We start from the raw sequence: 14,057 nt of genomic DNA on the forward strand, positions 1-14,057 counted from the left end.
CAGGTCACCAGAGTGACCTGAGGGTCTGACACGTCTGCCGGGATCCGACGGTCTCGGGTCACCAGGTCAGGTGGGTGTCACCCTTCTTGACCTGGAAGACGCGCGGCGCCTTGCCCGGGACGGTCACCGTGATCGTCGTGCGCGACGTCGCCGTGACGTCCATGCCGTTCTCGCCGCGGGCGGCGTCGAGCACCACGTTCCGGGCGACGACCCGCCCGCCGACGGCGCGCACCACGGTGCGGCCGTCCCGCTCCAGCGTCGTCGTCCGCGGACCCGCTGTCACGGACCACGCGTGCCCCTTCAGGGGCACCTCGGAGACCGTGTTGGTGCCGGGCAGGCCGAGCGTGCCGAAGCGGAAGCCGGCGGCGTCGCCCCACGGCTCGTCCGCGATGAGCTCCTGCGTGCTCATCAGCGGCATCAGGTTGGACCACGAGTAGGTGCGCCACGCGGTGTCGGTCGCCACGTTGTTGATGAGCTGACCGGGCTCGGCGTCGAAGTACTCCGGGAACCAACCGATCTCCTGGTACGAGGTCAGCCACATCTTGGTCGACTTCGTCGCCAGCTCGGCGGCGGCCTCGTCCAGGCCGTACCGCTTGAGGCCGTCGTAGACGGTCGCGTTCATGGGCGGCCAGGCCGCGCCCTGCCACTCCTCGCAGGAGTCCTCCTCGCCCGGCGACTGGAAGTACCGGTACGCCTCCGTGGACGGGTTGGCCCGCCCGGCGCAGAACGCCGGGTCGTTGCGCGCGACGCTCGGGATCACGAACTCGCCGCCGTACTCCTCCGGGTTCTGCAGGTGGTCGCGCACCAGGATCTCCGCGCGCTCCGGCGTCGCCAGCCCGCCGAACAGCGGGTAGAACACCGTGGGCGTGTTGGTCGGCTCCCAGCTCCCGTCGAGGTACCGGTTGAGGTAGAGGCCGCGCTCCTCGTTCCACAGGTGCTCGTTCATGCGCACCTCGAGCCGCTCGTGCAGCGCCGTGTACCGCTCGGCCCCGGCGGTGTCGCCGAGCTCCGTGGCCATCTGGGCCAGGTTCTCGGCCATGAGCCCGTAGTAGGAGTTGAGGGCGACGTCGGTCAGGTTCGTGTTCTCGCGCGTGTCCGTGCCGCCGTCGCGCGGGACCTCGACGTAGTTCCAGTACTGCGGGCTGTCGTCCAGGCCGAGGTGGTTGCCGCGGCCGCCGCGGCGCTCCTCGACCCACGGGCTCTCCAGGAGCCCGTCCTGGTCGGTGTCGAACTCCGGCATCCGCTCGATGTACCGGGTCATGATCGGGTAGACCAGCTCGAGGATGCTGCGGTCCCCCGTGCGCGTGTACGCCCGCCAGGCGGCATAGGTGTGCATCGGCCCGGCGTGGAGCTGGTCGTAGCGCGGGCCCTTCTGGTCGTAGAAGTCGCGGATGTGGTCGAGCGCCGTGGCCGGGTCGACGCTCAGCTCGGTGATCGCGTCCCAGGCCGAGTCCCAGCCGAGGAAGATGTCGTCACCGCCGCCGCCGAGGCCCCACATCACGAACGACCGGTCGTACTTCTCGTCCCAGTTGTCGTTCAGCGACATGGCGTCGCGCATGTAGGTGGCGGCCTGGCCGGTCGGACCGCGGCCGTTCAGGTTGTCGTCGTCGGCCCGCGCCTCGGCGCGGTCCAGGATGCGCGTCACGTCGCGGGTGCTCAGGCGCGAACGCTCGGGCGCCGACGTCGAGACGGCGGCGTGGAACGCGACCGTCTCGCCCTCGTCGAGGGCGTACCGCTGCGCGACGGCACCCTCGCCCGCCGCGTACTCCTTGCCCACCAGACCCTTGAGGAGCTCCGCGACGCTCGCGTAGCCGGTGGTCTCCTCGGGCGTCTCGGTGGAGTCGAGCCGGAAGCTGCCCACCTGGGACGCGTCGCGCACCCCCGCCGACGTCGCGACGATCGAGCGCTCCCCGTCGGGCCGGTAGGTGCTCGGCTCCGCCCAGGGCGGGCTGGCCTGGAGGAACACCTCGGTGTGGTCGGTCAGCGCGGTGGCCGAGCCGACGATCTCGCCGTCGTCCGTGGTCGAGAACCGCAGCCGGACGGTACGGGTGTCGCGCAGGGCGGCCTCGTACGCGGCCTCCTGGACCGGCAGCTGCTCGCGCGCCTTGGCGACCTCGGCGTCGGACCAGTCCTCGGGGTGGGCCAGCACCGCGCGCAGGGCGCCGATGGTCTCGGGCGTGATGTTGCGGTTGTCGGTGGTCATGTCGATCTCGTAGTACGAGCCGTCGGGCGTGACCGTCCCGATGCGCTTGATCCACGGGACCATGTTGTCGTCGAGCACGCGGCCCGCCGGCGTCACCATGTTGAACGCCAGCGAGAACCGGGCGTGCCCCTCGCCGACCAGGAGGGCGCCGTCGAACTCCTGCTCCTTGAAGCCCGGCAGGGCGAACGGGAGGGAACGCGGGGCGTACTCGTCGTCGGACGAGCCGGCTCCGGTGCCGGCGGCTTCGGTGGACTGCGGGGCGGTCGTGCTGGTCGCAGTGGTGCTGGTGGCTGTGGTGGCGGCGCCGTTGCCGTCTCCCTGGACGCTGGTGCCGTCGGCGGCCAGCGCGCCCGCTGCCAGCGGGACGGTGACCAGGGCGCTCGCCACGAGGGCAGCGCCGAACCGGGCGGTCGTTCGTCGGTTCATCTATGAACCTTTCACGTCGATGTGAGCGCTAACAACCCGAACAGTAGATGCTGGTCACATGACACACAAGTGCCAAGTGAGGGGTTTCGCCGGGCAGGCCAGGAGCCGCCGACGGGCCAGGCGGACCCGAGCCGGCCCGCCGCCGGTGCCGTCGATGTGCGCTTCTACCCCGTCATTCGGCCAGGAAACATCGTGATTTCGGGCCCAATGACTGGGTAGAAGCGCACATCGGCGGCCCATCCGCCGTCCGGCGGGCGCGCTGCTCAGCCGGCGCCCGGTCAGCCGGCGCCCGCTCAGCCGCGGAGGTACGCGAGCACGGCCCGCACCCGGCGGTGTCCGGTCTCGTCGACGGTGAGGCCGAGCTTGGCGAACACGTTGCCGATGTGCTTGGCCACCGCGGCGTCGCTCACCACGAGCCGCTGGGCGATCTCCGGGTTGGACCGGCCCTCGGCCATGAGCGCGAGCACCTCGCGCTCGCGGGGCGTCAGAGAGTCCAGCGGCGACGCCCGCCGGTCGAGCAGCGACCTGACGATCTGCGGGTCGATGACCGTCCCGCCGGCCGCCACGACCTCCAGCGACGTCATCACGTCGCTCACGCGCCCGATCCGGTCCTTGAGCAGGTAGCCGATACCGCCCGCGGATCCCGCGAGCAGATCGCGCGCGTAGGCGTCGGCCACGTACTGGGACAGCAGGACGACGGGCAGGGCGGGATGGTGGCGCCTGAGCTCCGCCGCCGCGTCGATGCCGTCGTTCTCCAGCCGGGGCGGCATCCGGACGTCCGTCACGACGAGGTCGGGCAGCTCGCCGTGCACGCCGTCGGCGAGCACCAGGCGCACGAGCTCGTCGGCGTCGCCGGTCACGTGCACCACCTGGTGCCCGACCCGTTCGAGCAGCCCGACCAGTCCGTCCCGGAGCAGCACCGAGTCCTCGGCCAGCACGACCCGCACCTCAGGCCGCCCCGCTCGGCATGGCCGCCCCGCTCGGCATGGCCGCCCCGCTCGGCATGGCCGCCCCGCCCGGTACGGCAGGCGCACGCGCCGGCAGCAGCAGCGCGATCGTCGTCGGACCGCCGGCCGGGCTGGTCACCGTCAGGTTCCCGTCCGCCGCCTCGGCGCGCTCGCGCAGACCGGCGAGCCCGGTCCCCGCGCGTGGGTCCGCGCCGCCTACACCGTCGTCGTCGACCCGCACGGTCAGGACGTCGCCGTCCCGCACCACCTCGACGCGTGCGCTGCGCGCCCGGCTGTGTCGCGCGACGTTCGTCAGGGCCTCGCTGACGACGAAGTAGGCGCACAGCTCGATCTCGGCGTCGAGGCGGTCCTCGACGGTGCTGGTCAGGTCCACCGGGATCGGCATCCGGGACGTCAGCTCGTGCACGGCCGCGGGCAGCCCGTGGTCGGCGAGCACCCGCGGGTGGATCGCCCGCACGGTCGAGCGCAGGTCCTCGAGCGCGGCCTCGGCGAGGTCGTGCGCCTGGTCGAGGTGGGCCCGCAGCCGGGTGACGTCGGCCCCCGCCCGCGCGAGGTCCGCGGCGTCCAGCTCGGCGGACCCGAGGGCGATCGTGAGGGTGACCAGCTTCTGCTGGGCGCCGTCGTGCAGGTCCCGCTCGATCCGCCGCAGGTCGCCCTCGAACGACCGGACGAGGTTCGTCCGCGACGCGGTGAGCCGCTCGATCTGCCGGCGCAGCTCGTCGCCACGCGGCGCGAGCAGGGCACGGGCCAGCGCTGTCTGGGCCAGCGCGAGCAGCCCGACGACGTAGCCGAGCGCCGGGAGACTCACCACGGCCACGGCGAGGCCGAGGATGACACCCGCCGGGTTCGCGTCCCAGACGGGATCCCCCGCGACCAGCCGCTCGGGGATGGTCACCGCGGCCGTCACCGCCGCGACGACGAGGAAGTGCGCTCCGGCGCAGGCCCAGCCGATCACGAGGCAGGCCGCCACGTAGAGCGCCTCGCGCCACGTCGCTGCCTCCCCCAGACGCAGCCGCACCCGGTCGACGCCAGACCGGTCCGACGGCGCGTGCGGGTCGGCGATCCGGTCCTGCCCGACCAGCGTGCCGCGCAACCGGTCGAGCCGGGCGATCAGAGGGCTGCACGCCAGGGTGACGGCCACCAGGAGGGCGATCAGCGCGTACAGCGGCTGCGACTGCAGCACACCGCTGAAGACAAGGATCGCGAACGGACCGGTGAGCAGCGCACTCGTGAGGGTGAACAGCCAGGCCCGGGGCAGCCACGCGGACACCAGGTAGCCGGGGTGCCTCAGGGCGAGGGCGAGGCTGTCGGGTCGGCGCACGCCCTCACGGTACCGCCGGGGCACTCGGCCGCGGAGGGTGCCGGGTGGACCTCAGGGGTAGTGCCAGGTCTACCCCTGCTGTCGCCCGCACGCCCGTGACCAGGGCACTCTCCCCGGCTGGGATGTCAGGCATGGTGATCACAGGTCCCGACGGGCCCCCTCCGCGTCCCGGACGACCGGCTGCCCCGGCAGGCACGCCTTCCGCCGTTCTGCCCGCCCTCTCGCTCGCCCTCGCCTGGGGCGGGCTCGCGGTGCTCGCCTGGCTCGGCCTCACCGCGGCCACGCCGCCATCGAGCCCGGCACTCTGGTTGACGACGCCGCTCGCCGCCGGCGCGATCGCCGGGGCCTGGCTCGTCGGCGTACGCGCCGCCCTGCTCCTGGCCGCGTCGTACCGCCGCCGGCACCCCTCCGTCGGGTCCCGGGCACGCCAGTCGCACCCGGACCTGGAGCGGGACCTGGACCTGGTCGTCGTCGCACTCCTGTACCCGACGGCGGACGACTTCAGGCCCGAGGTGGTTCGACGCAGCATGCGCCAGTCCCACCCGCGCGTGCGGACGGTGATCCTGGACGACTCGCGGACCAGCGATGCACGCGCCGCGGTCGACGCCTTCGCGGCGAGCTGCGCACCGGCCTCCGTCGAGGTGGTGCGGCGCAGCAGCCGACAGGGGTTCAAGGCCGGGAACCTCAACAACTACCTGCGGCACCACGCAGACGGCGTCGGTGCCGTGGCGATCCTGGACGCCGACCAGGAGATCGGCCCGGACTTCGTGCGCGTCGCCCTGCGCCACCTCTACGCCTACCGGGAGGTGGCCGTGGTGCAGGGAGAGGTCCGCTCGCGACCCGGCGGGACCCGCTTCGTCAGGGACTTCCGCGGGATGTTCGACGCCCACCTGCGCGCGATGTCGGCAGGCCGCTCCTACCTCGGCATCTCGACCTTCGCCGGTCGCGGCGCCCTGCTCGACGTGGCCGCGCTGCGCGAGGCGGGCGGCTTTCCCGAGGTCGTCGCCGAGGACGCGGCACTGACCCTCGAGCTCGCGCGGCGCGGGCGCACCGTGCGGTACGTGCCGGACCTCGTCTCCGTCGAGGACGCCCCCGCGGACTACACGGCCTTCGCCGTGCAGCTCGGCAAGTTCTCGGAGGGTGCCATGCAGTTCCTCGGCCGCGGCGGCAGCCTGCTCTTCGACTCCCGATTGCGCCCGGCGCGGCGGCTGGACGTGTTCGTGGACCTCGCCGGGCCGCTCGTGGGCGCCGTGATGACGGTCTCCCTGTTCGTGTTCGCCCTGGCGGCAGCGGCCGGACGAGCGCCGGGACTGCCCGTTCCGTTCGGCGCTTCGCTCGGGATCCTCGGCGCCGTGCCGCTGCTGCCCGAGGCCCTCCGGCGGTTCGGGCGGGCCCGGCAGGTCGGGCGGGCCCGGCGGAGAGGACCGGTGTCCGCTTCCTCCATAGTCGGCGCGGTGTCCTCCGTCGCTCGCTCCGTGGCGGCCGCGACCATCTTCCTCATGCGGGGCGGCATGCTCTACGCGTCCGTGGCGGTCGTCGCGCTGCGAGCGGTGCTCCGGGTCGCCGCGGGGAACCGGGCTCGGTTCGTGGTTACGCCCAAGGAGAGCGCCGGGCCGGGACTGCGGTCCACGCTCGGACGACGCCGGCCCGAGCTCGCCGCGGCGAGCGCCGCCCTGGTCGTCGCCGTGCTGCTGACCGGGACGGTCACGCCGGCCGGGGTGTTCTGCGCGGTCGCTATCACAGCCGTCGGCTTCTCGTGGCTGGGCGGGCGGCCGGCACGGGAGCGCGCAGAGTGAGCCGGGCCCACGGCAGACCTCTTGACTACGTAGTCAGCCCGTGGTTCGCTCCCCCCATTGACTACGTAGTCAGGGCGCGGTCGAAGCACACTCGCGACCCCGCCCGGGACCGGCAAGGGAGCTGCTCGGATGGGTGCCGTACCGCACGGGCCGATACCGCTCACGCCGAAACCGCGCGTGTCGATGACCGACGTCGCCCGCCGCGCCGGCGTCTCGCAGAAGACGGTCTCGCGCGTCGTCAACGGCGAGCCGCATGTGGCCGAGCCCATCCGCGCGCGGGTCCAGGCCGTCATCGAGGAGCTGGGCTTCCGCCCGAACGCCGCGGCCCGGGCGCTGGTCACGCGGCGGAACCAGCGCATCGGCATGGTCACGATGGGCACCGCACTGTACGGTCCGACGTCGATCCTCCAGGGGGTCGACGCCGCCCTGCGGGGCACCGGCTACCACCTGAGCGTCGCGCGCACGCAGGGCGGCGGGGTCGCCGACCTGCAGGCCGCGATCGACGAGCTGACCGCCCAGGACGTCGCTGGTCTCGTGCTCTCCGAGCCGATCGACCTGGGTCACCCCGAGCTGCGCCTGCCCGCCGGGCTGCCGGTGCTCAGCTTCGACTCGCCGACGGCCGAGCCCCCGGCTGGCAAGACCTCGGCCGACAAGACCCAGGCAGACAAGACCCAGGCAGACAAGACCCAGGCAGACAAGACCCGGGCAGACGAGACCCCGGCAGACTGGACCCAGGCAGACGCGGGCCGTCCCGGCGAGCTGGTGCTCGGGGCCGACGAGATCGCCGGGGCCAGGGCCGCCACCGCGCACCTGCTGTCGCTCGGGCACCGCACGGTACACCACGTCGCGGGCACCGCCGGGTGGGCCGCCACCGCACGCCGGATCTCCGGCTGGCGCGGTGCGCTGGCCGACGCCGGGGTCGAGGCGCCCGCGGTGCTGCACGGCGACTGGAGCCCCCGGTCTGGGTACGAGGCGACGAGGGAGCTCTTGCGCCGCGCTGCCGGCGCGCCCGACGCTGCACCCGACACCACGCCCGTCCCGGCGCCCGTCACTGCGATCTTCACCGCCAACGACCACATGGCGATCGGCGCGATCCGGGCCGTGGAACAGGCCGGCCTGCGCGTGCCGGACGACGTCAGCGTCGTCGGCTTCGACGACGCCCCCGAGGCCGAGTACCTGTCCACCCCGCTGACGACGGTGCGCCAGGACTTCGCCGAGGTGACCCGGCTGGCCGTGCACCGGCTGGTTCGCGCCATCGAGGGCCGCCCGCCCGCCGAGCGGCACCGGCTGGTCCCGACCCAGCTCGTGGTCCGGGAGAGCACGGCGCCGCCGTCCGGCACCACGCCGGAGACCACCGGGCCGGAGACCACCGGGCCAGAGGCCACCAGGCCAGAGACCACCGGGACGGAAACCGCAACGGAGACCACCACACCCTGAGCGCCCAGCACCGCCGCCACCCACCCGAGAGGCCAGCATGAACCCCCTGCACCACCTGAGCGACGGCGTCCTGTTCGGCGCCGCCTACTACTACGAGTACCACCGCGCGGAGGACCGCCGCGGGCGCCGCCTGGAGAAGGACCTGGACCTGATGGTCGAGGCGGGCTTCTCGGTGATCCGCGTCGGCGAGTCGGTCTGGTCCACCTGGGAGCCCGAGAACGGGCGCTTCGACCTGGACTGGCTCCAGCCGGTGCTCGACGGCGCGCACGAGCGCGGCATCAAGGTGGTGCTCGGCACGCCGACGTACGCCGTGCCGATGTGGCTGGCGCGCCTGTACCCGGAGATCAACGTGGTGCGCAAGGACGGCCGCGAGATGGGCTGGGGCGCGCGCCAGGAGATCGACTACACGCACCCGGCGTTCCTGTTCCACGCCGAGCGGGTCATCCGCGCCGTCACCGCCCGGTACGCCGACCACCCCGCCGTCGTCGGCTTCCAGGTGGACAACGAGCCCGGGAACGAGATCTTCTACAACCGGCAGGTCTTCGAGCGGTTCGTCGACCACCTGCGCGGCACCTACGGCACGGTGGAGCGGATCAACGAGGAGTGGGGCCTGACGTACTGGTCGCACCGGCTGTCCTCGTGGGCGGACCTGTGGACGCCGTCCGGCAACGCGCAGCCGCAGTACGCGCTCGCCTGGCGCCGGTTCCAGGCGCAGCTCACCACGGACTTCATCGGCTGGCAGGCGGACGTCGTGCGCGAGTACGCGCGCGAGGACCAGTTCGTCACCACCTGCATCTCCTACGAGCGACCGACCGTGCAGGACGACGCCCTCACGCGCGAGCTGGACGTGACCGCCGGCAACCCGTACTACCGCATGCGGGACCACCTGACGCTGCCCCCGAGCGTCGACGACGACCAGGCCTGGATGACGACGGGCACGTGGTCGCTGTACGCGACGGCGGACCGCATGTACGCCTCGAAGCAGGCGCCGTTCCTCGTCACCGAGACCAACGCGCAGGCGATCGGCGGTCCCTGGCAGAACGAGCCCGCCTACGACGGCCAGTGGCGGCAGGCTGCCTGGGCACTGGTGTCCCGCGGCGCCACGATGATCGAGTACTGGCACTGGCACACGCTCCCGTACGGCACCGAGACCTACTGGGGCGGGGTCCTGCCGCACTCGCTGGAGCCCGGCCGGGTCTACCGGCAGGTCGCGGAGCTCGGCGCCGAGCTGCGCGCGGCCGGTCCGGCGGTGGCGAACCTGACCCCGGACGCCGACGTCGCCCTGGTCTGGTCCAACCCGAGCAAGTGGTCCCTGGCGGAGTTCCCGCAGCTCGGCGGCGGCGCGGGCCCGGACCCGCGCGGCTGGCACCGCATCTTCGACTCCTTCTACCGCGGGGCGTTCGACGCCGGCCTGCAGGCGCGGCTCGTGCACGACGCCCAGCTCACCGACGGCAGCCCCGAGGACGCCGCGCGCGAGCAGCCGGTGCTGGTCGCGGCGGGCGTCACGATCGCCGACGACGCCTGGCTGCAGTGGCTGGAGCGGTACGCGGCGGCGGGCGGGCACCTCGTGCTCGGCATCCGTACCGGCTACGAGGACGAGGAGGCGCGGGCCCGGGCAGAGCGCAAGCCCGCCCACCTGAGCGCGGCGGCCGGTGTCTTCTACGACGAGTTCGCCAGCATCGACGCGCCGCTGCCCGTGCGCGGCGTGGCGCCTCAGGACGGAGCAGTGGGCTTCGACGTCCCCGCCGAGGCCCTGGCCGAGGCCCACGCGACGAGCTGGGTGGACGGCCTGCAGGTGCTCGACGCCGACCCGCTGGTCGAGTACGAGCACCCGCACTTCGGGCGCTGGCCGGCCGTCACCACGCGGGCGCACGGCGCCGGGCGGGTCACCACGGTCGGCACGGTGCCCGACCCTGCGCTGGCCCGGGCGGTGCTCGACTGGGCTGCGCGGCACAGCGGGGCGGCGGTCGGAGCTCTGGTCGATGCTACGGCCGAGGCGGAAGTGCCGACCGAGCCGGGCGCCGGCCCGGTGTGGCGACCGCAGGCGCCGTCGCAGACCGTGACCGGGGCGCGGAACCCGGCCGGCGGGCGGGTGCGGTTCGTGCACTCGTGGTCCTGGGAGCCGAGCACGTTCGTGCTGCCGGGTGCGGTCCGCGACCTGATCAGCGGCGAGGAGCTCGCCGCGGGCGCCGAGCTGAGCCTGGGCGCGTGGGACGTGCGGGTGCTGCTGGAGGTGTGAGTGCGGCGCCGGGTCAGTCCTGGTCCAGAAGCTCCTCCGGACCCACCTCGATGACCCGGCGCCAGCTCCCGCCCGGTCCGCCGTCCGTCCCGTGCCCGGCGACCTGGTGCGTACCAGGGTGACCCACGCCTTCGCCGTCCCTGCTTCCGGGCTCGCGGTCGGTGTTGGCCAGGTCGTCGAGGAAGCGCGCCACGATCTCCCGCTCCTTCGGCGTCAGGCGCGCGGCGGCGTCGAACCGGCGGGCGTGGCTGCGCCCCACGGACTCGCGGGCCGCCCGCCGCGTCTCGTCCGTCACCTCGATCGCGAGGCTGCGCCGGTCCGACGGGTGCGGGAAGCGGAGCACGTGCCCGCCGGCGGTGAGCCGGTCGATGAGCTTGGTGGTCGACGCCGTCGTGATGCGGAGGTGCTCCGCGATGGCGCCCGGCGTCACGATGCGACCGTGGTTCTGCATGGCGATGATGTAGCGCAGGGCACGCATGTCGGTGTCGCCGAGCTTCATGTAACGACGCGACGCCTCGCTCATACGCCGCTCGGTCTCGCGCCATCCGCGCAGGGCCTCGAGGACGCGCACGACCTGGTCCACGTCCTGCTCGTCCATGCCGGCTCTGCGCACGATCTCCTCGTCGGGGTCCATGACGCGAGGGTCCAGCATCGACGGCTCGGGCTCGATGTCCGGCTCGGTTTCAGGCTCCACGCTCGGATTTTACCCCCGCACATAATGCGTCATACACTTGAATATAGCCTGGCTAGCTAAATTCTCGCTAGCTGCGGCACATCTTGCTCGACCCCTGATACATCCGAGCCGCCGGCAACAGTGCCGGTGACCGTGCTGGCAACCGTAACGATATGAAGGAGCCGACGACGCCCATGAGGCTCTGGTCGCTCGATCCCGCGCTGCTCGACCGTCAGGGGCTCGCCGCCTGCTGGCGCGAGGCGCTCCTGGCGCAGGCCGTACTGCTCGACCGCACCGCGGGATACACCGCACACCCCCAGCTCGAGCGGTTCCGGGCGCACCCCGACCCGACCGCCGCCATCTCCGCCTACCTCCACGGCGTGCGGGACGAGGCGACGCGCCGCGGGTACCAGTTCGACGCCGAGCGCATCTCGCGACCGCTCGATCCGAGCACCCGTGATGCCCGGATCGTGGTGACCTCCGGGCAGCTCGACCTCGAGTGGCAGCACCTGCTGCGCAAGCTCGCCGTCCGCTCCCCCGGGCACCGGGCCACGATCGTCTCGGCCGGCCCGCCCGCCGCCCACCCGCTGTTCGCCGTCGTACCCGGCGGCGTGGCGAGCTGGGAGCGGGTCACCTCGTGAGCGGCACCGTCTACTCCTCTTCATCACCCTCTTCATCACCCTCTCAATCCCCCTCCCACTCCCCTTCCCACTCCCCCTCTCAGACAGGCTCCTCGAAGATGACCACCCGCGTTCCACGCTGGCTACGGGTGATGCTGCCCGCCGTGCTGATCCTCGTCTGGCTGGTGGGCGCCTCGGTCGGCGGCCCGTTCTTCGGCCGCATCGACGAGGTCTCCTCCAACGACCGCACCGCCTACCTGCCCGAGACCGCCGAGGCCACCGAGGTGCAGGAGCGCCTGTCCGGCTTCACGGAGGGCGACGCGATCCCGGCGCTGGTCGTGTTCGTCTCCCCGGACGAGCTCTCCGACGACGACCTCACCGCCATCGGCGACCGGCTGACCGCCGTCGGCGACCTGGACGTGGTCGACGGCGACGTCTCCCCGGCGATCCCCTCCGACGACGGCGTGGCCGCGCAGGCGTTCGTGCCCTTGTCCGGCGACGCCGACGTCGGCGAGGCGACTGCCGAGCTGCGCGAGGTCCTCGCCGAGGACCTGCCGGACGGCGTCGACCTGTACGTAACGGGCCCCGCGGGCTTCACCAGCGACCTGGCCGCCGCGTTCGCCGGGATCGACGGGATCCTGCTGGGTGTGGCGCTGGCGGCCGTGCTGGTCATCCTGATCATCGTCTACCGGTCGCTGCTGCTGCCGCTCGCCGTGCTCGCCACCAGCATGTTCGCGCTGTGCGTCGCGCTGCTCACGGTCTGGCACCTGGCGAACTCGGGGGTGCTGCTGCTGAGCGGGCAGACCCAGGGCATCCTGTTCATCCTCGTGATCGGTGCCGCGACCGACTACGCCCTGCTCTACGTGGCCCGGTTCCGCGAGGAGCTGCTGCACAACCCCGACAAGTGGACGGCGACGCTGCGTGCGCTGCGCGGCTCGGTCGAGCCGATCCTGGCGTCGGGCGGGACCGTCATCGCGGGCCTGCTCTGCCTGCTGTTCAGCGAGCTGCGCTCCAACAGCACGCTCGGCCCGGTCGCCGCCGTCGGCATCGCCTTCTCGATGCTCGCCGCGCTCACCCTGCTCCCGGCCCTGCTGCTGGCGTTCGGCCGGGCGGCGTTCTGGCCGCGGCGACCCGTGTACGACCCCGCCGCGGCGGAGTCCGGCGCGCTGGAGACCGGCCTGTGGGGGCGCGTGTCGCGCGTCATCCGCGCCAGGCCGCGCACCATCTGGATCACGACGGCGGCGGTGCTCGCGCTCGGCTGCGTCGGCATCACCCAGCTCCAGGCCTCCGGTGTGCCGCAGTCGGACCTCGTCCTCGGCTCCTCCGAGGCGCGCGACGGGCAGGAGCGGCTCGCCGAGCACTTCCCGGCCGGCTCGGGCAGCCCCGTCTACGTGATCGCGCCGCAGGAGGACCTGCAGCGTGCCGCCGACGTCCTGCTCGCGGACGACGGGATCGAGGGCGTCGCGGTCACCGCCGACACCGCGAGCAACACCGCCACGGTGACCGAGGACGGCGTCCAGCCGTTCGGCCCGCCCGGGTCCCCGGCCCCCGAACCCGTGGTGTCCGACGGCGCCGTCCTGCTCCAGGGCACGCTCGGCGACGCCGCGGACTCACTGGCCGCGGAGGAGACCGTGCGCGACCTGCGCGCGACCTATGCCGACGAGCTGCCCGCCGCCCTGGTCGGCGGCGAGTCCGCCACCGACCTGGACACGAACGACGCCTCGATCCGCGACCGCACGGTCATCGTGCCGATCGTGCTCCTGGTGATCCTCGTGATCCTGATGCTGCTGCTGCGGGCCGTGCTCGCGCCGGTGCTGCTCATCCTGACCACGGTGCTGTCCTTCGGCACCGCTATGGGCGTCTCGGCGCTGGTGTTCAACGACCTGCTCGGATTCCCCGGGGCCGACCCGGCGGTGCCGCTGTTCGGCTTCGTCTTCCTGGTCGCGCTCGGGATCGACTACAACATCTTCCTGATGACGCGGGTCCGCGAGGAGTCGCTGGTGCACGGCACCCGGGAGGGCGTGCTGCGCGGGCTGCGGCTGACGGGCGGCATCATCACGTCGGCCGGTCTGGTGCTCGCCGCGACGTTCACGGCGCTGGCCGTGATCCCGATCCTGTTCCTCGTCCAGCTCGCCTTCATCGTGGCGTTCGGCGTGCTGCTCGACACGTTCATCGTGCGGTCCCTGCTGGTGCCGGCGCTGACGTACGACATCGGCCGGGCGGTCTGGTGGCCGTCCAAGCTGGGGCGCGGGAGGCAGTAGATGGTGGGCAGCAAGTAGTAGGTAGCGCTGGGGCGGCTGACTCTGGCGCAAGGGTCTCGGGCCCGTCGGCGGGTGTTCCTCGCCGGCGGGCCCGAGTTGTACCTACTCCTCTG

Annotated in this window: 9 protein-coding genes; 5 read left to right on the top strand and 4 right to left on the bottom strand. The window is 72.9% G+C overall.

The features are described 5' to 3' along the window. Positions 1–58 precede the first annotated feature (58 nt). The 3 genes from ACFU5G_RS01850 to ACFU5G_RS01860 all read right to left on the bottom strand — a co-directional run bounded on the left by ACFU5G_RS01850 (position 59) and on the right by ACFU5G_RS01860 (position 4,918). Positions 59–2,629 carry an amylo-alpha-1,6-glucosidase gene (locus tag ACFU5G_RS01850; RefSeq protein WP_377240184.1) on the bottom strand — a complete coding sequence of 857 codons (2,571 nt, stop codon included), beginning with the start codon at positions 2,627–2,629 and terminating at the stop codon, positions 59–61. Between the two features lie 293 nt (positions 2,630–2,922). Next, the gene (locus ACFU5G_RS01855) at positions 2,923–3,576 is read right to left on the bottom strand and encodes a response regulator (RefSeq protein WP_377240186.1); all 654 of its coding nucleotides are present in this window, start codon (positions 3,574–3,576) and stop codon (positions 2,923–2,925) included. A gap of 1 nt (position 3,577) precedes the next feature. Next, positions 3,578–4,918 carry a sensor histidine kinase gene (locus ACFU5G_RS01860; protein WP_377240189.1) on the bottom strand — a complete coding sequence of 447 codons (1,341 nt, stop codon included), beginning with the start codon at positions 4,916–4,918 and terminating at the stop codon, positions 3,578–3,580. Positions 4,919–5,049: 131 nt separating this feature from the next. Between ACFU5G_RS01860 and ACFU5G_RS01865 the strand changes: the two genes are divergently transcribed. The 3 genes from ACFU5G_RS01865 to ACFU5G_RS01875 all read left to right on the top strand — a co-directional run bounded on the left by ACFU5G_RS01865 (position 5,050) and on the right by ACFU5G_RS01875 (position 10,390). Continuing rightward, positions 5,050–6,714: a glycosyltransferase family 2 protein gene (locus tag ACFU5G_RS01865; RefSeq protein WP_377240191.1), complete on the top strand. Its 1,665-nt coding sequence runs from the start codon at positions 5,050–5,052 to the stop codon at positions 6,712–6,714. Positions 6,715–6,897: 183 nt separating this feature from the next. Further along, entirely contained in the window at positions 6,898–8,151 is a 1,254-nt protein-coding gene (locus tag ACFU5G_RS01870) for a LacI family DNA-binding transcriptional regulator (RefSeq protein ID WP_377240193.1), read from the top strand. Between the two features lie 37 nt (positions 8,152–8,188). Then, positions 8,189–10,390 carry a beta-galactosidase gene (locus tag ACFU5G_RS01875; RefSeq protein ID WP_377240195.1) on the top strand — a complete coding sequence of 734 codons (2,202 nt, stop codon included), beginning with the start codon at positions 8,189–8,191 and terminating at the stop codon, positions 10,388–10,390. Between the two features lie 13 nt (positions 10,391–10,403). Here ACFU5G_RS01875 and ACFU5G_RS01880 read toward each other — a convergent pair whose 3' ends face one another. After that, positions 10,404–11,084 (bottom strand): MarR family winged helix-turn-helix transcriptional regulator, encoded by a 681-nt coding sequence (locus ACFU5G_RS01880; protein ID WP_377240197.1) that lies wholly within the window; start codon positions 11,082–11,084, stop codon positions 10,404–10,406. Between the two features lie 173 nt (positions 11,085–11,257). Here ACFU5G_RS01880 and ACFU5G_RS01885 point away from each other — a divergent pair, with 173 nt between their 5' ends. Continuing rightward, positions 11,258–11,704, top strand: a complete 447-nt coding sequence (locus ACFU5G_RS01885; protein ID WP_377240199.1) for a pyrimidine dimer DNA glycosylase/endonuclease V — start codon at positions 11,258–11,260, stop codon at positions 11,702–11,704. Between the two features lie 98 nt (positions 11,705–11,802). Continuing rightward, positions 11,803–13,944, top strand: coding sequence for an MMPL family transporter (locus ACFU5G_RS01890; RefSeq protein ID WP_377240201.1), 2,142 nt, complete (start codon positions 11,803–11,805; stop codon positions 13,942–13,944). Positions 13,945–14,057: the final 113 nt, after the last annotated feature.

The organism is Promicromonospora sp. NPDC057488, assembly GCF_042802395.1.
GTDB lineage: Bacteria > Actinomycetota > Actinomycetes > Actinomycetales > Cellulomonadaceae > Promicromonospora.

Excerpts from the sequence above, each read along its gene's own strand:
- ACFU5G_RS01890 (WP_377240201.1), top strand. The coding sequence starts at position 11,803 with ATGACCACCCGCGTTCCACGCTGGCTACGGGTGATGCTGCCCGCCGTG.
- ACFU5G_RS01875 (WP_377240195.1), top strand. The coding sequence starts at position 8,189 with ATGAACCCCCTGCACCACCTGAGCGACGGCGTCCTGTTCGGCGCCGCC.
- ACFU5G_RS01850 (WP_377240184.1), bottom strand. The coding sequence starts at position 2,629 with ATGAACCGACGAACGACCGCCCGGTTCGGCGCTGCCCTCGTGGCGAGC.
- ACFU5G_RS01870 (WP_377240193.1), top strand. The coding sequence starts at position 6,898 with ATGACCGACGTCGCCCGCCGCGCCGGCGTCTCGCAGAAGACGGTCTCG.
- ACFU5G_RS01865 (WP_377240191.1), top strand. The coding sequence starts at position 5,050 with ATGGTGATCACAGGTCCCGACGGGCCCCCTCCGCGTCCCGGACGACCG.
- ACFU5G_RS01885 (WP_377240199.1), top strand. The coding sequence starts at position 11,258 with ATGAGGCTCTGGTCGCTCGATCCCGCGCTGCTCGACCGTCAGGGGCTC.